Origin of the sequence: Clostridioides sp. ES-W-0016-02, from assembly GCF_020641035.1 — a bacterium.
Lineage (GTDB): Bacteria > Bacillota > Clostridia > Peptostreptococcales > Peptostreptococcaceae > Clostridioides.
On record NZ_CP061361.1, the window covers coordinates 1,211,306 to 1,235,936 of the forward strand.

Genomic DNA, 24,631 nt, shown 5'->3' on the forward strand with positions numbered 1-24,631 from the left:
ATGAACTTAACCTATGAAGAAGCTTACAAAAGATTGGAGAGCATTTTAAATGAGTTAGAATCTAAAAATGCTAGCTTAGATGAATCTTTAAGCTTATATGAAGAAGGAATTAGTCTTTATAAACATTGTAATAAGCTTTTGGATGATGCAAAATTAAAAATAAGTAAATTTAATCAATTAGGAATAGAAGAGGATTTTAGAATAGAGGAGGAATAAAAGTGGAATTTAAACAACATTTAAAAGAAAAAGCAAGTTTTATAGAAGATATACTTAAAGAATATATGCCAAAAGAAGAAGGTTATCAAAAAACTGTTATTGAGGCTATGAACTACAGCTTGAGCGCTGGAGGTAAGAGATTAAGACCAATACTTACACTAGAAGCCTGTAAGGTAGTTGGAGGAAATGAAGAAGAAGCTATACCTTTTGCTATTGCAATTGAAATGATACATACATACTCACTTATACATGATGACTTACCAGCTCTTGACAATGATGATTTAAGAAGAGGAAGACCAACAAACCATAAAGTATATGGAGAGGCAATGGGAATTTTAGCAGGAGATGCTTTACTGAACTATGCTTTTGAAGTTATGCTTGCAGGTTCAATAAATAAAGAAAATCCAGAAAAATATCTAAAAGCTATAAATGAAATTGCTAAAGGTGCTGGAATATATGGAATGATAGGTGGGCAAGTGGTAGATGTAGAAAGTGAAAATAAACAAATTGAAAAAGAAAAATTAGATTATATACATATGAATAAAACTGCTGCAATGATGGTTGGATGTATGAGAGCAGGAGCAACTATAGGTGGAGCAAATTCAGAACAAATGGAAGAAATAACTAAATATGCAAAAAATATCGGATTATCATTCCAGATAGTAGATGATATACTAGATATAGTGGGAGATGAAATAAAATTAGGGAAAAAAGTTGGCAGTGATATAGAGAATCATAAATCAACATATCCATCTCTTTTAGGATTAGATAAATCTAAAGAAATTGCACATAATTTAATAGATGAGGCAAAGAAGAGTATAGAAAAATTATCTGACAATGTAGATTTTTTAAAGGGATTGGCTGAATATATAATAGATAGAGAATATTAAAATATACAGCTAAAATCGAGGAGGGAAAAATGAACTTTTTTTCGGAGATTTTTAACAATGGGGCTTTGGGAATAAGTCTTATTGCTTGTTTCTTAGCACAATTTATAAAGATATTTACTGGGAAGGGAAAGAGAATTGAGTTTTCAAGAATACTCATTTCAGGAGGTATGCCTAGTTCTCATAGTTCTTTTGTTACAAGTTTAGCTACAGTGGTAGGCATTGAAAAAGGGTTTAATTCTACTGATTTTGCTATAATTACTGTGCTTGCACTGATTATAATGTATGATGCAGCAGGTGTTAGACGTGCTGTTGGGAAACAAGCTACTATATTGAATCAGATGGTAGCAGACCTTCAACATGGAAAGCATATAGAGCAGAAGAAATTAAAAGAATTAATAGGTCACACACCACTAGAGGTTTGGTTTGGAGCTTTACTTGGTATAGTAACAGCTTTAATATTGATGTAAATTTAAAATTTACAAAATAAAAGGTGAGGATAATATGTATAAATATTTAGATAAAGTAAATTCTCCAAAAGATATAAAAAATATGAGCATAGAAGAAATGGATTTACTTGCAAAGGATATAAGAAAGTTTTTAGTAAAATCTGTTTCCAAGACAGGAGGACACTTAGCTTCTAACTTAGGTGTAGTTGAGTTAACATTAGCACTTCATAAAGTGTTTGACAGCCCTAAAGATAAATTTGTATGGGATGTAGGACATCAGTCTTATGTTCACAAAATGGTTACTGGAAGAAAAGATTGTTTTGTATCTTTAAGACAATTCAACGGACTAAGTGGTTTTCCAAAGGAGAGTGAAAGTCCTCATGATATTTTCGACACAGGACATAGCAGTACATCTATTTCTGTGGCAACAGGTATTGCCTGTGCTAGAGATATAAAAAAAGAAAGCTATAGTGTTATATCTGTAATTGGAGATGGTTCTATAACTGGAGGTATGGCACTTGAAGCTTTAAATCAATTGGGATATATAAATACTAATATGATAGTAATTCTTAATGATAATGAGATGTCTATAGATAAAAATGTTGGCGGAATGTCTAAATATCTATCAAGTATTATAAGAAATTCAACAGTTGTTAAAATGACAGATGAAGTTGATAAGATTTTAAATGTTACATCAACAGGTGAAATTTTATCTAAGACTGCACATAGATTTAAGGACAAATTAATATATAGTTTTTCTCCTCAAGATTGTTCATTTTTTGATTCATTAGGTATAAAATATTATGGTCCTATAGATGGTCATAATACTAAAGAATTAATAGAAACACTTAGAAAAGCTAAACATAAAAAAGGCCCTGTGCTTTTACATGTTATTACAAAAAAAGGAAAAGGATATAAATTTGCAGAGGAACAACCTGATAAATATCATGGAGTATCAAAGTTTGATATAAAGACAGGTGTAACATCTTCTAAAGTTAAGTCTATGTCGGTTAGTGTTGGTGAAAAATTGGTTGAGATGGCTAGCAAAAACGAAGAAATAGTAGCTATAACAGCTGCAATGCCATCTGGAACAGGATTAAACTTATTTGAAAGTGCTTACCCAAAAAGATATTATGATGTTGGTATAGCTGAACAACATGCAACAGGGTTTGCGGCAGGTCTTGCAAAAAATGGTATGAAGCCTTATTTTGCTGTATATTCATCATTTTTACAAAGAGCATATGACCAAGTTATTCATGATGTATGTATAACAAAAAAACCAGTTACTTTTCTTATAGATAGAGCTGGTCTAGTTGGAAATGATGGTGAAACTCATCATGGTATGTTTGATTTAAGTTACTTAAATTCTATTCCAAATATTGTAGTGATGGCTCCAAAAGATACAAGAGAAATGGAACTTATGATGGATTTATCATTAAAATTGGATTCTCCATTGGCAATTAGATATCCAAGAGGAAATAGTTATTACCTAAATAAAGGAGAATACAAAGAAATTAAGTTAGGAAAATATGAGATATTAGATGATGGACAAGATACAGTCATACTTTCTATTGGGAATATGGTGAAACATGCTCTAGAAGCTAAAGAAATATTGTTAGAAGAAGGTATAAATCCAACAATAGTTAATGCTAGATTTTTAAAGCCTATGGATGAAGATATGTTGCATACTTTATTTAAGAATCATAAAAATGTAGTTACAGTAGAAGATAATGTTATTACTGGCGGATTTGGAAGTAGAATAAGTAAATTTATTATAGATAATGGATATAAAGTAAATATACTTAATATAGCAATACCAGAAGAGTTTATAAAACATGGCAATGCAGATGAACTATATAATTTTGTAGGATTATCGCCAAAGTGCATTGCTGATAAAGTAAGAGAGTTAATATAAATAATATGGATTAGATTTAATATAAAATTTAAAATTTGTCACTTAGAATAAATATCGAGTGTGTTACTTCAAGCTACTTTAGTCAATATTAAAGTAGCTTTTAACAGAAAGGTAATTTTATGAAGAAAAGAATAGATTTATTGTTAGTAGAGCAAGGGCATTTTGAAAGTAGAGAAAGAGCTAAAAAAGCAATAATGGCTGGATTAGTTTTTGTTGATAATCAAAGATGTGATAAGGCAGGTACAGAAGTAAAAGAGGATTGTGCTATAGAAGTAAAAGGAAACCCAATACCATATGTTAGTAGGGGTGGATTAAAGCTTGAAAAAGCAATGAAGAACTTCGACTTAACTATTGATGGAAAAGTATGTATGGATATAGGAGCATCTACGGGTGGTTTTACAGACTGTATGCTAAAAAATGGAGCTATAAAAGTATTTTCCATAGATGTTGGTTATGGTCAGCTTGCGTGGAAATTGAGACAAGATGATAGAGTTGTGTGTATGGAAAGAACAAACATAAGGAATGTAACAATAGAAGATACAAAGCAATTTGCAGATTTTGCATCAATTGATGTATCTTTTATATCATTGAAACTAGTACTTCCAAAAGCAAAAGAATTAGTTATTAATAATGGAGAAATTGTAGCCTTGATAAAACCTCAATTTGAAGCAGGAAGAGAAAAGGTAGGTAAAAAAGGTGTAGTTAGAGAAAAATCTACACATATAGAAGTTATAAAAATGATTTCTGATTTTTCAGTGCAAAATGGATTTGAAATTTTAGGATTAGATTTTTCTCCAATTAAGGGTCCAGAAGGAAATATAGAATATCTAATTCATTTAAAGAATGGAAATGAAGGATATGAATTTGATAGTGATATGTATGACAAAAAAATAGTGGAAGTCGTTGAGGCTTCTCATAATTTAGATAAATAGAATAAAAGGGGGCTTAGACTTGATCCTCGAATTATATATGAAAAATTGTGCCTTAGTTGAAGAACTAAGGCTGGGTATTGATAAAAACTTAAATATACTTACGGGAGAAACTGGTTCAGGAAAATCTATAATAATAGATGCGCTTGGACTTTGTCTAGGTGAGAAATATGACAGGTCTTTTCTAAGAAAAGGTACAGATAAGGGACTTGTTGAAGCTATATTTTTCTCAGATAACGTGTATCTAAAAAAGATATTAGATGAAAATGATATAAGTATAGAAGATGATAATTTATTGGTTATAACTAGATTGATATATTCAGATGGGAAAAGTACTGCTAGAGTAAATGGAAGGACTGTTAAAGTATCTTTTCTAAAGGAAATTGCATCTACACTTATAGATATACATGGTCAACATCAAAATCAAGCTTTATTCAATAAGGATACACACTTAAAATTTTTAGACTTATTTGGAGAAAATGAACTAGATAAGTTTAAAGATGATTATAGAAAAATTTATTACAAATACAGCGAAGTAAAGAGAGCTTTGAACTCTTTAACAGAAAATAAAGATGATATGCAGATTCAACGAGAAATAGATTTATTAAGGTTTCAAATAAATGAAATTGAGGCTGCAAATTTAAATAAAAATGAATATGAAGATTTATTAAAACAAAGAGATGTCTATAGAAATAGTGAAAAGATATATAATAATTTAAACTTAAGTTACAGTAAATTACATAATGGTGAATATAATGTTATTGACTTGATAGGTATTGCATCTAAAGAGCTTAATGATATATCTAAATATGACAGTGTTTTAAGTGAATATAGTGAAACTATAGAAAGAATAATGTATGAACTACAAGATATATCTAGTGATATAAGAAATTACAAAGATAATATAGATTTTGAACCTTATGAATTAGAACAGATTGAACTTAGAATTGATGAGATTAATAACTTAAGAAGAAAATATGGAGATAGTATAGAAGCTATATTTGAATATTATGAAAAGACAAAAGATAGACTAGATGAGATATTAAATAGAGATGAAAGAGTTGAACAATTAAAAAATCAATTAATAAAAATAGAAGAAGAGCTAAAAGTAAAAGCTAGCAAACTGACTAAAGCAAGAAATAAAGTGGCAATTCAATTAGAGGAAGTACTTCTTGATGAATTAAAGAGTCTAAATATGAAAAATGTAATGTTCAAAGTCAATTTTGAAGAAAGTTCATTTACTTTAAATGGAATAGATGATATTGAATTTATGATATCTTTTAATTTAGGAGAAGATATCAAACCTATATATAAAGTTGCATCAGGTGGTGAAATGTCTAGATTTATGTTGGCATTTAAGACTATATTAGCTGATATAGATGATATAGATACTTTAGTATTTGATGAAATAGATACAGGGATAAGTGGCATAGCTGCACAAATTGTTGGTGAGAAATTGAGTGATATAGCAAAGAAAAAACAAATAATATGTATAACTCATTTACCTCAAATTGCTGCAAATGCAGATACCCATTATTGTATAGAAAAAGATACTTCAAATAATAGAACATTTACAAATGTTAAGAAATTAAATCAATCTCAAAGAAAAAATGAAATTGCAAGACTTATAGCAGGTAATAATATAACAGAAAAAACTATAGAACATGCAAGCGAAATTATTGAAATGGCTAAAAAGTGTTAGTGAAAGAGCTTATTTTAAATAGATGTAGAGAATATTTAATCTAGATACTTTACATCTATTTTTTATGATGAAAATATTTTAAAATATTTTATCTGGATATCAAAAATAAATAAAAATTATAATTTAAATAAATCTTGTATAGACTTGTAACTGTAAAAAATTTAAGTTTTTGAGTATAATATTATGTATTAAAGTAGTAGTGGGGGGGTATTAAATGAATAAAAAAAATACTATGCACTTAATTTTTATAATCATAGTTATTATAGTATTAGGGTATATTTTATTAACTATTAATAGTATCAAGAATAATCTTGACACTTCTAATGATAAATTAGATTATTTATCACAAGAAATTATGAATACTAAGTCAGATATTAGCAATATAATTAATGAAGAAATGTCAAAAAGTTATATAACAAAAAGTATTGATTTAAAAGTTAAAAAATTAGAAAAAGACGAATGTGTAATTGATGTAGATACACAATTGAGCAAACTTGGCAAGGATGGAAAAGTAATCTTTATGTATAAAGCAGATAGTGATAAATGGAATGAGACTGAGATGACAAAGCATGGGGAATTATCATATACTTGTGAAATAAAAATAACTACAGGTAGTGAATATGATTATAAAGTAGTTACAAGTGGTACAATATCTGAAAGTTCAGATGTTCAAAAATTGACTAAGTCTGATTATATGCCTGAACCACCTGTATTTAATTATGGAATAAGGGACAATAAGGAATACTTTATTGAAATATTGGAAAACAGCAATTTATTTAATCATGAAAGTGAAAAATCAAAAAATAAAGTTTATGATGATATAAAGTTAGAAAATGTAGATATTATTGTAAATGAAGGTAAAGGTGATACTGTATATAAAGCTAAGTCTGCTAAATTATCAAATGGTAGTAAAGATGATAATATAGATAGAGAGCAAGTAAATTATGAGGCTAATTTTCCTAAAAAGGATATTAATGATATAATTTATATCAAAGCAAAGCTTACATACAATAATGGAATAGAATATATAAAAGATATAACTGAAGATATAAGTGTTGGTTTGGAAGATTTAGAGAAATAAATATATTTAAAATAATTTAATCAATAAAATAGAGTATAAATAAAACATCTATAATTTTATTTATACTCTATTTTTTTATTTATAATTTTAGCTCCATATATCTAGCCCCTTCAATTGGATTATAAGTATAAGGATTTATATCATAAAAACCAATTTTTTCGTATAAACCTTGAGCGCTTTTCATGCTTGGAAGAGTATCTAGTCTCATATATGTATATCCAATCTTTTTGGCTTCTTTTACGATTTCTTCTAATAATATTTTTCCTATTTTAAGTCCTCTAAATTTATCTCTTACATATAACCTTTTTAATTCACATACATCATCTTCAAGTTTTTTTAATGCAACACAACCTGCTAAATTTTCATCAACAAATGCTAGTATTAATGAGCCTGAAGGTTTTTTATACTTTCCTGGAAGTGTTTTTAATTCATTATTAAAGTCCTGGAAACATAAATCTATATTCAATGAATTTGAGTATTCAGTGAATAAAATCTTTACATTTTCAAGATTTTCTAAATCATTTGCTTCAACAAATTTTAAAATTACATTTTGAGTCATTTTATTTATCATTATATAAATATATTTATATAATGATTTCACCTCCTTGATAGATATATATTTTTATTAATATCAATTAGATTTTAATACCATGACCTTTTCTCCACCATAGTCAAGTTCTCCATTAAACTCAAATCCAAAGCTTTTGTAAAGTCCAATAGCCATTTTGTTGTTATCGAATATACTAAGGTATAACTCATTGCAATTATATTCATTTTTAAGATGATTTATAAGGAAATCTAAGGATGCTTTTCCATATCCTTTACCTTGATACTTTGAGTCAATCATGAATCTATCAAGCCAAACTCTGTCATCTTCTAGGCGACCGTACATAGCAAATCCTATCAGTATATTGTCATCATATATTCCAACAGGTATCCAAGCTGTTATAAACTTAGACTCAGCAATAGAAAGTGCATTGCTTTCTATATAATCTAATTGATTTTTATCTACAGACAAATTAACTAAATCATGCCAATTATTTATATCTGCAATTCTTACATTTAATTTCAAAATATTACCGCCCTTCAAACTTTTTACCACAATATAATACTACCATATTATAGGATAAAAAGCACTTAGTAAGATATACAACGAGGTTTTTAAATGAATAAATTTTTACGAAAAAGGAATTATAAATACATAATAATACAGCATAGGAGTAGATGAATATATGAACAAAATAAATAAGAATTTCAAAAATATTTGGATAATATTAGGAGCTGTATCGATTTTTATGATGGTTATAATTTTTCAAAATAAAAATTGTAATATGAATAAGGAGACCCCAATAGAAACTTTTACAATTAAGAATCATGATAAAAAATATGTATATCCACTTGGAAATATAATTGGAGTGAAAGCAAATACAGATGGTGTATTGGTTTTAGGATATGAGGAAGAGGATGTAGATTATATTGGAGGCATACAGATTGGCGACAATATAGTAAAAATAGATAATAAAAAAATAAAAGATAGTCAGGATGTATCAAAAATTTTAAATGAAGCTAAAAAAAGTAAAGTAGAAGTGACTTTTGAAAGAAAAAATAAATATAAAACAGAGACAATAGAAACTAAAAAAGAAAATGGTAATTATAAACTTGGATTATGGGTGAGAGATAAGATATCTGGAATTGGAACTATGACTTTTTATGACCCTAATATGGAAAAATTTAAAGCAATTGGTCATGCTATAAAAGATTCGGACACTAATGAACTATTAAAGATTAAGCAAGGGTATATATATAAACCAGAAAAACTAAAAATATTAAAAGCTAGTAATGAAAAAGTAGGCAGAATAAAAGGTGATTTTAATGATAGTAATCTGATGGGAAATTTTTCGAATAACTCAAAATTAGGTATAAGTGGTAATATTACAGAAAAACAAAATAAAGAATTTAATTTAGCAAATAAAGAATTACAATTAATCGAAGTTGGAAGACCTCAAGATGTAAAAATAGGGGATGCAATAATTCTTTTTGAAGACAAAAACAAAAATATAACAAGCTATGATATAAAAATAGAAAGTATAGTATATGATAAAGGAAATTATAGAGATATGGTAATAAAAGTTGTAGATGATAAGTTATTGGAATACACAGGGGGGATTGTACAAGGGATGAGTGGGGCTCCAATAATACAAAATAATAAAATTATTGGTGCAATAACTCATGTTTTTAGAGATAATCCGAAAAAAGGATATGGTATTTTTATAGATGAAATGATAAAATTGTAGGTGAGGCATTAAAAAAATTTATTATTTTATCACTTATCTAGGAGGAATATAATTTTGAAGTGTCGAATATGCTTTAGAGTAGATAATTAGGAACAATTTGTGTAAAAAGTTTAGTTTTCTGTAATAAGAAGATGTTTTTTAATGGGGGGATTTTTAGTGGAAAAAATCAAAATAGTTTTAGCAGATGACAATAAGGATTTTTGTCAGGTATTAAAAGAGTATTTGTCTAATGAGGATGATATCGATATATTAGGCATAGCTAAAGATGGGATTGAAGCATTAGATTTAGTAAAAAAGACACAACCAGATTTATTAATATTAGACGTAATAATGCCACATCTGGATGGATTAGGTGTAATTGAAAAATTAAATACTATGGATATACCTAAAATGCCAAAAATAATAGTACTATCAGCAGTAGGTCAAGATAAGATAACTCAAAGCGCAATAAATCTAGGAGCAGATTACTACATAGTAAAGCCGTTTGATTTTGTTGTGTTTATAAACAGAATTAGAGAACTAGTTTCTAATAGAGTTACTCAAGTAGAGCCAAAGCCTAGACCAGTTCAAGAAACTCAAATGACAAGAAGTGATTTCGTTAAAAATGTAGGTAATATAGAAACAGAAATCACAAATATAATACACGAAATAGGAGTACCAGCTCATATAAAAGGGTATTTATATCTAAGAGAAGCTATAAAAATGGTCATTGATAATGTTGAACTTTTAGGTGCAGTAACAAAAGAGTTATATCCAAGTATAGCTAAAAAATTCAATACAACACCAAGTAGAGTTGAGAGAGCAATAAGACATGCCATAGAAGTTGCATGGAGTAGAGGCAAAGTTGACACAATAAATCAATTATTTGGATATACGGTACACAATACTAAAGGAAAACCAACTAATTCAGAATTTATAGCAATGATTGCTGATAAATTAAGATTAGAACATAGTATGGTTAAATAAATAGACAGAAAAAGTAAGACCTTTTAATGAAGGTATTGGCAATAAATATGCATTACAAACAGCAAAACGGTATAACCAATAGGGTTATACCGTTTTGCTGTTTTAATATATAATAAAAGCTTTATTTTTTCTTTATTATTTATTTAATATAATTTTATTATAATATGGCCATATTATGTACCTTTGTCAGTTGTAGATTAATGTTGATTTGTTTTTTAATATAAAAATATACTTTAACAAGTCGAAACATTAATTTTTAAAGTATATTACAAAAAGTATTAAATAAAAAAATCATAAAATATAGTGTTATAATGATTAAAGATGTAAGACCAACTTAAAACATTTATTTTATTCTTAAGTAATGCTATAATATAATGTGATTTTAATAATGATAGTGGAGGTTTAAAAATGAGAGTCGAGGCCCCTATAAAAGTAGATCGAAAAACTAAAAAGCTTGCTAAAAGAGTTGAAAGTGGGGAAATAGCAGTTATAAATCATATAGACATAGATGAAGTTGCTGCAAACTCTTTGGTAGAAGCCAAAATAAAACTTGTCATAAATGCGGCTCCTTCTATAAGTGGTAGATATCCTAATAAAGGTCCAGGAATATTGACTGAGAATAATATCTTGATAATTGATAATATTGGAGAAGAATTATTTGAAGAATTAAAAGAAGGACAGACTATAGAAGTTATAGATGGAAAGATATATAGAGAAGGAGAATTTTTAGGTGCAGGTGAAGTTTTAGATAAGTATGAAGTTTCATATCAAATAAAGGCTGCTTATGAAAACTTAGCCGTAGAATTAGATAGATTTATAGACAATACTATAGATTATGCTAAAAAAGAAAAAGGATTTATACTTGGTGAAGTAGAAATTCCAAAAGTACAAACTAATTATGCAAATAAGCATGTATTAATAGTTGTAAGAGGTCAGGACTATAAAGAGGATTTAAGTACAATGCTTTCATACATAGAAGAGGTAAAACCTGTTCTAGTTGGTGTTGATGGAGGCGCAGATGCTTTAATTGAGTTTGGATATACTCCAGATGTAATTGTGGGAGATATGGATAGTGTAAGCGATGAAGCTTTAAAAAAAGCTAGTGAAATAGTAGTACATGCTTATACAGATGGTAGAGCACCAGGTCTTAAGAGAGTTCAAGAACTAGGTTTGGATGCAGTTGTATTTCCTGCACCAGGAACTAGTGAAGATATAGCTATGCTTATTGCGTATGAGTATAAAGCAGAGTTAATAGTAGCAGTGGGGACACATTCAAATATGATTGATTTCCTTGAAAAAGGAAGAAAGGGAATGGCAAGTACTTTTTTAGTTAGACTAAAGATAGGTTCTAAGCTTATAGATGCTAAAGGAGTTAACTTGTTATATAGAAGTAAGCTAAAGATAAAGTACATATGGGCGTTAATAGCAACAGCATTATTTCCTGTGTTGGTAGTTGCATCATTGTCACCAGGAGTTCAACAATTTATACAGTTAATGCAATTGAAATTTAAGGTATTATTACAGATGTAAATTTTAGGAGGATAAATATGCATATTAATATGAAATATTATATAGTCACTATTGGGGCTATATTTATAGCTTTGGGTATAGGCATGTTAGTAGGATTTAATTTAAATAATAATCAACAATTAAGCGAGCAGCAAGCAAATATAATAAATGACTTGGATGATAAATTTAATATTTTAAAAGAAAAAAATGATAAACTTGATGTAGATTTAGCAAAGGTAAATAAAGATTATGAAGAAGCAATTAATTTTATAAATAAAAATGTGGACAAGGTTTTAATTGGTTCATTAAGTGGAAAAAGTATAGGAATAATATCAGCTAATGAAAATGATGATTATACAAAAAATATAGAAGATATAATAAACAAATCTAATGGTAGTGTTGCATTTAACATAGTGTTAAAAGAAAATATAACAAATCCAGAAAAATTAAAAGAAATCTCAAGTAAATTAGGTACAGAAATTAAAAATACAAATGATGCAGTTAATTATATAATTGATACCTTGAAAAAGGAAGATGCAAGTGACATTTTGACATATCTTCAAGAACTAGATGTAATAAAATTTAACTCTATTGGTGACACATATCTAAAATATGAATCTGTTGTAATAGCTGGTGGAAATGATGCAAAAGATAATACAAAACAATTTGACAAAATAGAAAAATTTGTAGTTTCAAAAATAAAATCAGAAAATAAATATTTAGTAGAAGTTCAAAATACAGGAGTTAAAACTTCTTATGTAGAATTATATTCTAAAAATAAAGTTGCAACTATAGATAATATTGATGAAGGTGTAGGAAGTGTATCTCTAGCTATGCTTTTACAACAAGGTAATATAGTTGGTAATTTTGGTAGATTAGATACTGCAACTTCATTGTTGCCATCTATAAAATAGAAATAATTTTAAGGAGAGAAAAAATGGATTCTTATATAAGTATAATAATACCAGCTTATAATGAAGAAAGTAGAATAAACTATACATTAGAAAGTATAGTTGGAATTAAAGAAATAAATGAAATAGTAGTTGTAGATGATGGTTCAACAGATAATACTGCTAAGGTTGTATCTGAATTAAAGAATGAAAAAATTAAATTTTTTAAGTTAGATAAAAACAGAGGTAAAGGATATGCTTTAAACTATGGGCTTAAAGTATCAATGAAAAGCGCAAATATTATAGGATTTTTGGATGGAGATCTAGGTAGTTCGGCTAAAGAAATTGAAAAATTAATTGTACCAATATTAAATGGTGAAGCTGATGTTACTATAGCAAAGTTTCCTCCTGCAAAGAAAAAAGGAGGTCTGGGATTTGTAAAAGGTTTAGCTAAAAATTCTGTTTTTGAGATGACAGGAGTTGAACTAGATGCAACTCTGTCAGGTCAAAGAATATTTAAAAGAGAAGTTTTAGAAAAATTTGATGAAATACCTTTTGGATATGGTGTTGAAGTTGGAATGACGATTGATATACTAAAGTATGGTTTTAAAATTAAAGAAGTATTAGTAAACATGACTCATAATGAAACTGGCAGAAATTTAAAAGGATTTATTCATAGAGGCAAGCAGTATTATCATATAAAAAAGGTTTTAGGACAAAAAAAGAAAGAATGGAGGTAGTATCTTAGTGAAAGATTATATACTTTATACCATTTTATTATTAACAGGATTATTTGGAACCTATGCTGCAATACCACTATTTAAAAATTTATTGATAAATGGAAATATACTTAGACCAAACTACAAAAAAGATATGATACCAGTAAGTATGGGAATTGTATTTTTACCTATGCTTGTGATTAATGGAATAATACTTGCATTTTTTACTACAGAATATAGAGATTTAGCATATATATTTATGTTTATGTTTGGTATGATATCCATGTTTTTTGCAGGAATACTAGACGATATTATTGGAAATAGAAATGTAAGTGGTCTAAAAGGTCACTTTAAAAGTTTATTTAAAGGAAGTCTTACAACTGGAGGCTTTAAGGCGTTGTTTGGTGGATTTGTAGGACTTATAGTTTCTGTGTCTATATCAAAAGACATAATAGATATAATAGTAAATACATTAATAATAGCTCTATCAACCAATTTAATGAATCTTTTAGATTTAAGACCAGGAAGAGCAATAAAAGCATATTTATTTATAATGGTGATTGTATTTTTAACATTGACAGGATTTGTTCAAGTTCTTCCACTGCTTATAGTTCCAAATGTACTTGCATACTTTAATTATGATTTAAAGGCAAGAGCAATGATGGGAGATACTGGTTCAAATGTTCTTGGAATGTCTATTGGAATTCTAATTTCTTTTGGATATCCATTTAATATCAGACTGGGATGGTTAATATTTGTAGTTATTATGCATATATTTACCGAAAAATACTCATTGACTAAAATAATAGAAAAAAATAAATTATTAAATTTTATAGATAAGTTGGGAAGGTAGCATTATGATAAGCAAAAGAGTGGGGATTGTTGAGTCAATTGTAAGTCAAACTGAAACGTTGGATGATATAAGAGTAAATATAAATGGAGAAATACAAAGAGCATACAATTATCCAAAACTGTCTGGAGTAGTAGATATAGGGGATGAAGTAGTTTTAAATACAACAGCAGTAGAACTAAGTCTAGGAACTGGTGGATACCATTTTGTAATAACTAATTTAAATAATTTGGAATCTAGTTTAATTGAAGGTGGTCATATAATGAAACTTAGATATACACCACTTCAAATAAAGGTAGACGCTGTTGAGGAACAAGAAAGCATTTATCATGATAAATTTGATGATTTTACAGAGTTAGAAGGCCTTCCTGTTGTAGTAGGAACTCTTCATAGTATGTTAACTCCATTTGTAGCTTCATTTAAAAGAAATAACCCTAATAAGAAACTAGTATATATAATGACTGATGGAGCATCTCTTCCAATTTATTTAAGTAAAAATGTAGATACTTTAAAAGAAAAAAAATTAATAGATAGTACAATAACTATAGGAAATGCATTTGGGGGAGACTATGAGTGTATAAATATATACACTGCATTGATTACAGCAAAAGAAATATTAAAAGCCGATGTAGTATTTGTAAGTATGGGACCAGGAATTGCTGGTACAGGTACTAAATATGGATTTACAGGAATTGAACAAGGTCCAATTCTTGATGCTGTAATAAAGCTTGGAGGACAAGCAATAGCAATTCCAAGAATTAGTTTTGCTGACAAACGAGAAAGGCATCAAGGTATTTCACATCACAGTATGACTGTATTTGAAGAAATTGTAAATGTAAATATAGATATACCAATAACTATATATGATGATGAAAAATTAAAATTTATAAAAGAACAAGTTAAAACTAGTGGTTTAGATAAAAAGCATAATATAATTTATATAGATAATAATAAAACGAAAGAGGATTTAGACTATTTTAATCTAAAAGTAAAAAGTATGGGAAGAAATTATGAGCAAGATGAGGCATTTTTCAAAGCTGCAAGTACAGCAGCATATTACTTAATGGAGGTTTAAGATGGTATTAGAAGAAAAAACTATTAGTAGTGATAGAGTTTATACAGGTAAGGTAATTACTTTAAAGGTCGATACTGTTGAAATTCCAGGACAAGGATATCAAAAGAGGGAATTAGTAGAAGTTGGTGGTGCAGTAGGAATAGTTGCAATTACAGATGATAATAAAGTTGTATTAGTGAAGCAATTTAGAAAACCTATAGAAAAACCAATTTTTGAAATTCCAGCTGGTAAGCTAGAAAAAAATGAAAGTCCTAAAGAATGTGCTGAGAGGGAGCTAAAAGAAGAAACTGGTTATAGTGCAAAAAATATTAAGCTAATACATAAATTTTTCACTTCAGCAGGTTTTTCTAATGAGATAATGTTTGTATATTTGGCAACAGGTCTTACTCCAGGAGAAAATAATCTAGATGCAGATGAATTTTTAGATGTTTACGAAGTTGAACTTGAAGAAGCCTATAATATGGTATTAAAAAATGATGTTGAAGATGCAAAAACTTCTATTGGATTATTATTAGTAAAAGATATGTTTAAAAATTAATATTTATAAAAATGAATAACCCCTTGTCCTACAGCATATTATTTTATAAAGGACAAGGGGGAATAAAATTGAGAAAAACATATAGAAAAAATGATTTTAGAGAATTAAATAGACAAATAATTATTATAGGATTGTTGTTTATGATGTCTATTGTTATTGGGTCCTATATAAATAAAATATTACCAGGTTCTAATGATAATATATTAAACAATATAAATCCTGCTGTAGAGTATTATAATCTGAATATAAATGTAAAAGATACCGTTCTACAAAATTTAAAGTCAGATACAATCTTTATGGGCTCGATAGCTCTATTAAGTCTATTTGTAGTAACAATTCCAGCAGTATTAGTAATTTTTGTATTAAAGGGAATGTCAATTGGATATACAATAAATAGTTTTATATTGGCATTAAAATTTAAGAGTGCAAAAATGATTTTGATAATATTATTTAAAAATTTGATTATTATTCCATGTGCAATCATATTAACATTAATTAGTTTAAGCTATTTTAAAGAGATGGTTTATGAATTTAAAAAGAAAAATAGAAGAAATATGCAGTTTTTAATTAAGAGGTACATACTAAATATTATAATTATAATAGCACTATCATTGGGGTTGCAATTAATATTAAATACTGTAAGTATTGGTATTATTAAGTTCCTAGTTAAATAAAGGAGTTTATAATGGATATTATAGAGGGATATATAGATTACATAAAAGATAAAAAAAAATTATCAGAGAACACAGTGGCATCATACTTTATGGATATAAAAAAATATATGGAATATATAAATCAAAAAAGCATTAAACTAGTAGATATAGTAGAAAATGATATTATAAGTTATTTAATAAAGTTGGAAAAAGATAATGTATCAATAGCTACAATAGCAAGGATGATATCATCTATAAAATCTTTTCATGATTATTTATTTTTAAATCATGTATGTACAAATAATCCTGCAAAGGATATAAAAAAACCTAAGGTAAAAAAAGAAAATATAAATATACTTACAGAAGAAGAAATTGAAAGATTATTAAATTTTCCTAAGTTAACAACACCTAAATTAATTAGGGACAAGGCTATTTTTGAAGTATTATATGGTACAGGTATAAAAGTATCAGAGCTAGTAGATATGAATGTAGACGATGTTGACTTGGATATTGACTATATATATTGTAGTTCATGCTGTAAAAGCCAAAGAGTGATACCTCTTTGTGATATTACAAAACTTTATTTAGAGAAATATTTAAAAGAAGCAAGACCTAAAATAGCTGTAGAAGGTGAAAAGTCATTATTTGTAAGTTCATTAGGACAAAGATTCACACGACAAGGTCTTTGGAAAGTTATAAAAAAATATTCTAATTTAGCTAATATAGATAAAAACATAAATCCTACAATGCTTAGACATTCATTTGCTATTCATCTTTTGAATGAAGGTGCTAACATTGCTGTTGTAAGTAAAATCTTAGGAAATGTTAATTTGTCTAGTTTACAAGTATATTTAAACCACATAGATAAAAACGTGAGAAGAGAAATAAAAGAAAAACATCCTAGAAATGATATTGATATAGAGTTACAAAAAGTAGAAGCTAAATAGACTATATAGCAAATTTTATAATTTAAAAGGAGCATATTTATATGAGCAGAGTAATTTGGATTGTAATTGATAGTGTTGGAATAGGAGCATTACCTGATGCTGAAAATTTTGGAGACAGTAAGGATGTAAGTACTCTTGGAAATATATTTAAAGAATATCCAGAAATACAAATTCCTAATATGAGAAAATTAGGTATAGGAAATATAGATGGTGTAGATTTTTTTGAAGATGAAAAAGAGCCAATAGGATGCTTTGGAAAATGTAAAGAAATGTCTCAAGGAAAAGATACTACTACTGGTCACTGGGAAATGACTGGGATAATAGTTGATAAACCTTTTAAAACATTTGAACATGGATTTTCAAAAGAAATTATAGAAGAGTTTGAGAAAAAAACTGGAAGAAAAGTAGTAGGAAATAAGCCAGCTTCAGGGACTGTGATAATTGATGAATATGGAGAACATCAAATAAAAACTGGAGATGTAATAGTATATACTTCAGCTGATAGTGTATTTCAAATAGCAGCTAATGAAGAGGTGATTCCACTAGAAGAGTTGTATAGTATGTGTAAAATAGCTAGAGAAATAATGATGGGTGATAATGCAGTGGCTAGAGTAATTGCCAGACCATTTATAGGTAAAAAAACAGGTGAATTTGTTAGAACTTCAAATAGAAGAGATTATTCACTGGACCCATTTGAACCAACTGTACTTGATAATATAAAAGAATCAGGTCTTGAAGTATTAGCTGTTGGAAAAATAGAAGATATTTTTAATGGTAAAGGAATTACAGAAGCTATTCATACTAAAAGTAATATGGATGGAGTAGATGAAACTTTAAAATATATGAAACAAGATAATAAAGGCTTGATATATTCAAACCTTGTTGATTTTGATTCAAAATATGGTCATAGAAGAGACCCAGAAGGATATAAGAAAGCACTTGAAGAGTTTGATAATAGGCTTCCTGAGATAATGAGCAATATGAGGGAAGATGATATTCTTATAATTAATGCAGACCATGGAAATGACCCAACATATAAAGGTACAGACCATACAAGAGAATATATTCCAGTAATGATTTATGGTAGTAAGATTAAAAAAGGATTTAATTTAGGAATAAAAGATACTTTTGCTGATATTGGAGCAACTGTTGCAGATATATTGGATGTAAAACTGCCTAAACATGGAACGAGTTTTAAAAAAGATTTATTTTAAATATTAAATAGAAGATAAATATATAAGCTAATAAAAATTATCTTAATAGAATGAATGGAGGGATTGGAATGTTTGAAAAGATAGAACAAAGTAGTAAATTTATAAATTCTAAAATTAATATAAAGCCTAAAGTTGGTCTAATATTAGGTTCTGGGCTTGGTGATTTAGCAAATGATATAGAAGATTCTGTCATAATTAAATATAGCGAAATTCCAAATTTCCCTGTTTCAACAGTAGAAGGACATGCTGGGCAACTTGTTATTGGAAAGCTTGCAGGAAAAGAAGTAATTGCTATGCAAGGAAGATTTCATTACTATGAAGGTTATTCTCAAAAAGAAGCCACTTTTCCAGTTAGAGTTATGAAAGCTCTTGGAGTCGAAATTATTGTAGTAACTAATGCTGCTGGTGGTGTAAATAAGCAATTTAAACCAGGGGATTTGATGATTATAAGAGACCATATAAATTTTAGTGGTAGTAATCCATTAGTAGGAAAAAATGATGATAGACTTGGAGATAGATTTCCAGATATGTCAGATGCATATTCATGTAAATATATAGATATAGTTAAAGAGTGTGCTAAAGAATACAATATAGATGTAAAAGAAGGTGTATATATGTTCTTTAGTGGACCCAATTATGAAACACCAGCAGAAGTAAGAATGGCTCAAATATTGGGGGCTGATGCAGTTGGAATGTCAACAGTTCCAGAAGTTATAGTAGCAGCACATTCTAATATTGATGTTATTGGTATATCTTGTATAACTAATATGGCTGCTGGTATCTTAAATCAACCATTAAGTCATGAAGAAGTTATACAAACTACTCAAAAAGTCAAATCAGAGTTTTTGAACTTAGTTAAGAGTACAGTTAAGAATTTATAGAGGATTTAAGTAAATTTATTATAAAATAGATAATGTACAATTTGAAAATAATTAATAAGGAGCTGTCTTGATATAGAAAAGTATTTCTAATAAGAGACAGTTTTTTATAATATTATAATATATAAATATGTTTATAAATTTATTTACATTATTACAGGTTAGAATGGAGATTTCAAGTATGAGAATGTATGATATTATAAAAAAAAAGAGAGATAATTTAGAACTTAGCAAAGAAGAGATAAATTACTTTATAGAAAACTATTCTAAAGGAGATATACCTGACTATCAAGCTTCTGCACTATTAATGTCTATTTATTTAAATAAGATGAATAGACAAGAAACTGTATATCTTACAGAGGCAATGATGCACTCTGGTGATATGATAGAGCTTTCAGATATCGAGGGTATAAAAGTAGATAAACACAGTACAGGTGGTGTCGGAGATAAGACTACAATAGCTCTTATTCCTTTAGTTGCTTCATGTGGAGCACCAGTTGCAAAAATGTCTGGAAGAGGTCTCGGACATACTGGAGGAACTATTGATAAATTGGAAGCTATACCAGGTTTTTCTACAGAAATGGATATAAATAAATTTATTGATTCTGTAAACAAGCATAAAATAGCAGTTTGTGGTCAAAGTGCAAAGGTAGCAATTGCAGATAAAAAAATCTATGCTCTTAGGGATGTTACAGCAACTGTAGACAATATATCATTGATAGCATCTAGTGTAATGTCTAAAAAGCTAGCTTCCGGAGCTGATGCAATCGTATTAGATGTGAAAACTGGAAATGGGGCATTTATGAAGACTTTAGAGGAGTCTTTTGAATTGGCAAAAGCTATGGTTGATATAGGTGTTGGTATGAATAAAGATACCATAGGAATTGTGACAGATATGGATGAACCTCTAGGCTTTGCTGTTGGGAACTCTTTAGAGGTTATAGAAGCAATTGAAACCTTAAAAGGAAATGGACCAAAAGACCTTGTTGAATTATGTGAAGTTTTAGGAGCATATATGCTGGTTTTAGCAAAAGTTGCATGTAACTTTAATGATGGTATTGAAAAGATACAAGAATCAATAAAATCTGGTAGAGCTATAGATAAACTTAAAGAGTTCATAGAAAATCAAGGTGGAAATAAAGATATAGTTGATGATTATTCTCTATTTAAAGAATCAAAGTATAAGTATCCAATCAAATCAGATAAATCTGGGTATATAAGTAAGATTAAGGCAGAAGATATAGGCATATCAGCTATGATTCTTGGAGCTGGTAGAGAAACTAAAGATGATATTTTAGATTTATCAGCAGGAATAATTTTAGAAAAAAAAGTTGGAGATTATGTAAAAAAGGGTGAAGTTTTAGCACATATGCACTATGATGATGAGAAAAAACTTACATTAGCAAAGGATAGATTCGTCAATTCATATTCTATTGTAGATGAAGAAATAGAAAAAAATAAATTAGTATATGGTATTGTAACTAAAGATGAAATTAAAAAATTTTAGAAAAAGTGATTATAAAAAGCCTAACATGTTAAAAATAGTGTTAGGTTTTTTATTTTTTTGAAAAGTTTGAGAAGTATTAAATATATAATAATAAAAATATATTTTAAAGTATTTTTTTATAATATAAATAAGTTTATTCGACAAGATGATTGAAAATTACAGTGCTTAGTTTTATAATAGAAAATGGACAAATATACATAAGGAGTAGATTATATTATGAATTTTAAAAAAAATAGATTGAAAATAGTAGCATTAATAGTTGTTATTTTAATTGTTGTGGTAGGTATATTTGTGTCTATGCAAATAGGTCCTTATGACAAAAATAACAAAGAAGATGTAATTATTGACATTCCAAGTGGAGCATCAGTTGGAAAAATATCTGACACACTATATGAAAATAAATTAATAAAAAATGAATTATTGTTTAAATTGATAGTAAAAATAAGTAATAAGGCACCATCTATAAAATCAGGAACATATTTACTTAATCAATCGTATTCAAATAATGATATAATAAGCCTTTTAGCTTCAGGAAAAATATATCATGATGGTGTAAAAGTAACTATTCCAGAAGGGTCTACATCTAAAGAAATTATATCAATATTAGTAAATAAAAACTTAGGAGATAAAACTACCTTTGAAAATCTAATAAAAAAACCTCAAGAGTTTTATGACAAGTTTACATTCTTAAAAGAAGATGGAATAACTTCTTTAGAGGGATTTTTGTATCCAGAAACATATTATTTTAATTCAAAGAAACAATCAGAGGAAGATATTTTAAATGAAATGTTAAACGTATTTGATAGTAAATATACAGACAAATTTAAAAAGAAACAAAAAGAATCAAAGATGACTCTTCAAGAAGTAATGGAGATGGCTTCAATAATTGAAAAAGAAGCTGTACTTGATAAAGATAGACCAATAATTGCAAGTGTATTTTACAATAGACTTAAAGTAGGTATGCCTCTTCAATCAGATGCAACAATACAATATATATTTGAAGAAAGAAAGAAAATTGTAACTTATAATGATTTAAAAATTGATTCACCATATAATAGTTACAAAAATAAAGGATTACCTCCTACACCAATATCAAATCCTGGTATAAAATCTATTGAGGCAGCACTTTATCCAGATAAAACAGATTACTTGTATTTTGTAGCAAAGATTGATGGAGGAAATAACTATAGTACAAACTATCAAGACCATTTAAAATATGTTAAAGAGTACAAGGAAGCGAGAGATAAACAAGGTAAAGATACAAAAACAACAAATAATGAAAATACCACAAAATAAACAATGATTATAAAAAGTCTAACAGGGTAAGAATAATGTTGGGCTTTTTTATTGAAAATTGTTATTCTTAGATTTATAATAAAGAAAGTGTAAATATACAGAGCAATATGAATTTAAAAAATAATAAATTAAGACAAAATTTTGATGTTTATTATTTTAGGGAGTGTTTTTATGAGTAATATAGTTAATGACTTGGTTGAAGATTATATAAGAGTAACATTAAAAGAAAAAGAAGGACTTTTAAAAGATTTGGAAATTTATGCTGAAGAAAATAGTGTTCCTATAATACACAAAGAAGTTTCAGACTTGTTAAAAGTTTTATTAAAGATTCAAAAGCCGAAAAGAGTTTTAGAAGTAGGATGTGCAATTGGTTATTCTTCTATTTTCTTTGCAACAATCATAGGAAAAGGTGCAGATATAATAACTGTTGAAAGAAGCGAAAAAATGATAGAAAAAGCAAAAGAAAATATAAAATTAGCTGGATTTGAAAATAACATAACTATACTAGAAGGAGATGCAGAAGAAAAATTGAGTCAAATCCAAGGTGAATTTGACCTTATATTTATAGATGCAGCAAAAGGTCAATACAAGCTATTTTTTGATTTAGTTATAGATAAGCTAAAAGATGGTGGACTATTAGTTTCTGATAATATTTTATATAAAGGAATGGTTGCACATGATGATTTTGTTGTAAGAAGAAAGAAAACCATAGTAAAAAGAATGAGAAATTATTTAGATTATATATGTAATTGTGATTATTTGAGTACATCATTGATACCAATCGGAGATGGTGTGGCATTAAGTTATAAAGAAAGTAAAAGAGGTGACGTAGATGGAATTAAATAAAGTTGAACTTTTAGCTCCAGCAGGTGATTTGGAGAGATTAAAAATAGCTATAACATATGGAGCAGACGCTGTCTATATAGGTGGAGAAATCTTTGGAATGAGGTCTGCTGCAAAAAACTTTAGTAAAGAAGATATGGCAGAAGGTGTAGCTTTTGCACATGAGAGAGGGAAGAAAGTCTTTGTAACAGTAAATATAATACCTCACAATGAAGATTTCCTACAATTAGAAGCTTATTTATTGGAGTTAGAAGAGATAGGAATAGATGCAGTTATAATAGCTGACCCAGGTGTTCTTAGTGTAATTAAAAAAGTAATTCCAAATATGGAAATACATTTAAGTACACAAGCAAATACAACTAATTATCTTAGTGCCAATTTTTGGTATGAACATGGAATAAAAAGAGTTGTAGTGGCAAGAGAATTATCATTTGATGAAATATCTGAAATAAGAGCTAAAACACCTTTAGATATGGATATAGAAGCTTTTATGCATGGAGCTATGTGTATCTCTTACTCAGGAAGATGTTTGATAAGTAATTATATGACTGGAAGAGATGCAAACAAAGGTTCTTGTGCTCAATCTTGCAGATGGCAATATCATTTAGTTGAAGAAAAAAGACCTGGTGAATATTTCCCTATATATGAGGATGAAAGAGGTACATTCTTTTTTAACTCAAAAGATTTGTGTATGATAGAATACATACCAGAATTAATTAAATCTGGTATAACAAGCTTAAAAATAGAAGGAAGAATGAAGACATCGTATTACGTAGCAACAGTTGTAAGAGCATATAGAATGGCAATAGATGAATTTTATAAGGACCCTGAGAACTGGAAATTTAATCCTATGTGGATGGAAGAGTTGAAGAAAGGGAGTCATAGACATTTCACATCAGGTTTTTACTTGAATAAGCCAACAACAGAAGACCAAAATTATCAATCAGCATCATATGTTAGAAACTATGATTTTATAGGTATAGTTAGAGAGACAGAGGATGAAAATGGGCTTATTGTAGTTGAACAGAGAAATAAAATGTGTGTTGGTGATGAAATAGAAGTTATGGGACCTTATAAAGAAACTATGTTTACTAAAATAGAAAAAATGTACAACGAAGAAGGAGAGCCTATAGAATCAGCTCCTCACCCTAGACAGATAGTTAAGTTAAAACTATCTGTAAAAGTTGAGAAAGATTATATGCTTAGAAAAGTTATAGAAGAAAAAGTTGAAGAGTAATAAAAATTTAATAAAAATAGTATTAGCCCCTTAGAA

General features: G+C 28.1%; 25 protein-coding genes. 23 read left to right on the forward strand and 2 right to left on the reverse strand.

Going from position 1 to position 24,631, the window contains the following annotated elements; genetic code table 11:
- The 7 genes from xseB to IC758_RS05955 all read left to right on the forward strand — a co-directional run bounded on the left by xseB (position 1) and on the right by IC758_RS05955 (position 7,179).
- Positions 1–216: an exodeoxyribonuclease VII small subunit gene (xseB, locus tag IC758_RS05925; protein WP_227434125.1), complete on the forward strand. Its 216-nt coding sequence runs from the start codon at positions 1–3 to the stop codon at positions 214–216.
- A gap of 2 nt (positions 217–218) precedes the next feature.
- A complete protein-coding gene (locus IC758_RS05930) occupies positions 219–1,106 on the forward strand; it encodes a polyprenyl synthetase family protein (RefSeq protein WP_227434126.1) in 888 nt (295 codons plus the stop codon).
- Between the two features lie 29 nt (positions 1,107–1,135).
- Positions 1,136–1,573 (forward strand): divergent PAP2 family protein, encoded by a 438-nt coding sequence (locus tag IC758_RS05935; protein WP_227434127.1) that lies wholly within the window; start codon positions 1,136–1,138, stop codon positions 1,571–1,573.
- A gap of 34 nt (positions 1,574–1,607) precedes the next feature.
- A complete protein-coding gene (gene dxs, locus IC758_RS05940) occupies positions 1,608–3,467 on the forward strand; it encodes a 1-deoxy-D-xylulose-5-phosphate synthase (RefSeq protein WP_227434128.1) in 1,860 nt (619 codons plus the stop codon).
- A gap of 119 nt (positions 3,468–3,586) precedes the next feature.
- Positions 3,587–4,399, forward strand: coding sequence for a TlyA family RNA methyltransferase (locus IC758_RS05945; protein ID WP_227434129.1), 813 nt, complete (start codon positions 3,587–3,589; stop codon positions 4,397–4,399).
- Between the two features lie 37 nt (positions 4,400–4,436).
- Entirely contained in the window at positions 4,437–6,098 is a 1,662-nt protein-coding gene (gene recN, locus IC758_RS05950) for a DNA repair protein RecN (protein ID WP_255630985.1), read from the forward strand.
- A gap of 214 nt (positions 6,099–6,312) precedes the next feature.
- Complete coding sequence (locus tag IC758_RS05955; protein WP_227434131.1) at positions 6,313–7,179, forward strand: hypothetical protein; 867 nt, start codon at positions 6,313–6,315, stop codon at positions 7,177–7,179.
- Positions 7,180–7,258: 79 nt separating this feature from the next.
- On the opposite strand, the gene IC758_RS05960 is transcribed toward IC758_RS05955, so the two are convergent.
- Positions 7,259–7,738 (reverse strand): GNAT family N-acetyltransferase, encoded by a 480-nt coding sequence (locus tag IC758_RS05960; RefSeq protein WP_227434132.1) that lies wholly within the window; start codon positions 7,736–7,738, stop codon positions 7,259–7,261.
- Between the two features lie 72 nt (positions 7,739–7,810).
- Entirely contained in the window at positions 7,811–8,251 is a 441-nt protein-coding gene (locus IC758_RS05965; RefSeq protein ID WP_227434133.1) for a GNAT family N-acetyltransferase, read from the reverse strand.
- 160 nt (positions 8,252–8,411) lie between these two features.
- Between IC758_RS05965 and IC758_RS05970 the strand changes: the two genes are divergently transcribed.
- The 16 genes from IC758_RS05970 (at position 8,412) to IC758_RS06045 (ending at position 24,595) form a co-directional block, all read left to right on the forward strand.
- Positions 8,412–9,473, forward strand: coding sequence for a SpoIVB peptidase S55 domain-containing protein (locus tag IC758_RS05970; RefSeq protein WP_227434134.1), 1,062 nt, complete (start codon positions 8,412–8,414; stop codon positions 9,471–9,473).
- Between the two features lie 141 nt (positions 9,474–9,614).
- A complete protein-coding gene (gene spo0A / locus IC758_RS05975) occupies positions 9,615–10,439 on the forward strand; it encodes a sporulation transcription factor Spo0A (RefSeq protein ID WP_003424711.1) in 825 nt (274 codons plus the stop codon).
- A 408-nt stretch (positions 10,440–10,847) separates the two neighbouring features.
- Positions 10,848–11,969, forward strand: coding sequence for a putative cytokinetic ring protein SteA (steA, locus tag IC758_RS05980; protein WP_227434135.1), 1,122 nt, complete (start codon positions 10,848–10,850; stop codon positions 11,967–11,969).
- Between the two features lie 17 nt (positions 11,970–11,986).
- Complete coding sequence (locus tag IC758_RS05985; protein WP_227434136.1) at positions 11,987–12,862, forward strand: copper transporter; 876 nt, start codon at positions 11,987–11,989, stop codon at positions 12,860–12,862.
- A gap of 23 nt (positions 12,863–12,885) precedes the next feature.
- The gene (locus tag IC758_RS05990; protein ID WP_227434137.1) at positions 12,886–13,578 is read left to right on the forward strand and encodes a glycosyltransferase family 2 protein; all 693 of its coding nucleotides are present in this window, start codon (positions 12,886–12,888) and stop codon (positions 13,576–13,578) included.
- 7 nt (positions 13,579–13,585) lie between these two features.
- Positions 13,586–14,410 carry a glycosyl transferase gene (locus tag IC758_RS05995; protein ID WP_227434138.1) on the forward strand — a complete coding sequence of 275 codons (825 nt, stop codon included), beginning with the start codon at positions 13,586–13,588 and terminating at the stop codon, positions 14,408–14,410.
- Between the two features lie 4 nt (positions 14,411–14,414).
- Positions 14,415–15,482, forward strand: coding sequence for a DUF3866 family protein (locus IC758_RS06000; RefSeq protein WP_227434139.1), 1,068 nt, complete (start codon positions 14,415–14,417; stop codon positions 15,480–15,482).
- Position 15,483: 1 nt separating this feature from the next.
- Positions 15,484–16,020: an NUDIX hydrolase gene (locus tag IC758_RS06005; RefSeq protein WP_227434140.1), complete on the forward strand. Its 537-nt coding sequence runs from the start codon at positions 15,484–15,486 to the stop codon at positions 16,018–16,020.
- A gap of 68 nt (positions 16,021–16,088) precedes the next feature.
- Positions 16,089–16,694, forward strand: a complete 606-nt coding sequence (locus IC758_RS06010; RefSeq protein WP_227434141.1) for a stage II sporulation protein M — start codon at positions 16,089–16,091, stop codon at positions 16,692–16,694.
- A gap of 11 nt (positions 16,695–16,705) precedes the next feature.
- Positions 16,706–17,620 carry a tyrosine-type recombinase/integrase gene (locus IC758_RS06015; protein WP_227434142.1) on the forward strand — a complete coding sequence of 305 codons (915 nt, stop codon included), beginning with the start codon at positions 16,706–16,708 and terminating at the stop codon, positions 17,618–17,620.
- 41 nt (positions 17,621–17,661) lie between these two features.
- Positions 17,662–18,834, forward strand: a complete 1,173-nt coding sequence (locus tag IC758_RS06020) for a phosphopentomutase (protein WP_227434143.1) — start codon at positions 17,662–17,664, stop codon at positions 18,832–18,834.
- A gap of 68 nt (positions 18,835–18,902) precedes the next feature.
- A complete protein-coding gene (locus IC758_RS06025; protein ID WP_227434144.1) occupies positions 18,903–19,715 on the forward strand; it encodes a purine-nucleoside phosphorylase in 813 nt (270 codons plus the stop codon).
- Positions 19,716–19,893: 178 nt separating this feature from the next.
- Positions 19,894–21,219 (forward strand): pyrimidine-nucleoside phosphorylase, encoded by a 1,326-nt coding sequence (locus IC758_RS06030; protein ID WP_227434145.1) that lies wholly within the window; start codon positions 19,894–19,896, stop codon positions 21,217–21,219.
- Positions 21,220–21,435: 216 nt separating this feature from the next.
- The gene (gene mltG, locus IC758_RS06035; protein WP_227434146.1) at positions 21,436–22,515 is read left to right on the forward strand and encodes an endolytic transglycosylase MltG; all 1,080 of its coding nucleotides are present in this window, start codon (positions 21,436–21,438) and stop codon (positions 22,513–22,515) included.
- 171 nt (positions 22,516–22,686) lie between these two features.
- Positions 22,687–23,361 carry an O-methyltransferase gene (locus tag IC758_RS06040; protein WP_227434147.1) on the forward strand — a complete coding sequence of 225 codons (675 nt, stop codon included), beginning with the start codon at positions 22,687–22,689 and terminating at the stop codon, positions 23,359–23,361.
- Positions 23,348–24,595, forward strand: a complete 1,248-nt coding sequence (locus tag IC758_RS06045) for a peptidase U32 family protein (RefSeq protein WP_227434148.1) — start codon at positions 23,348–23,350, stop codon at positions 24,593–24,595. The genes IC758_RS06040 and IC758_RS06045 overlap by 14 nt, the downstream gene beginning before the upstream one ends.
- Positions 24,596–24,631 lie beyond the last annotated feature (36 nt).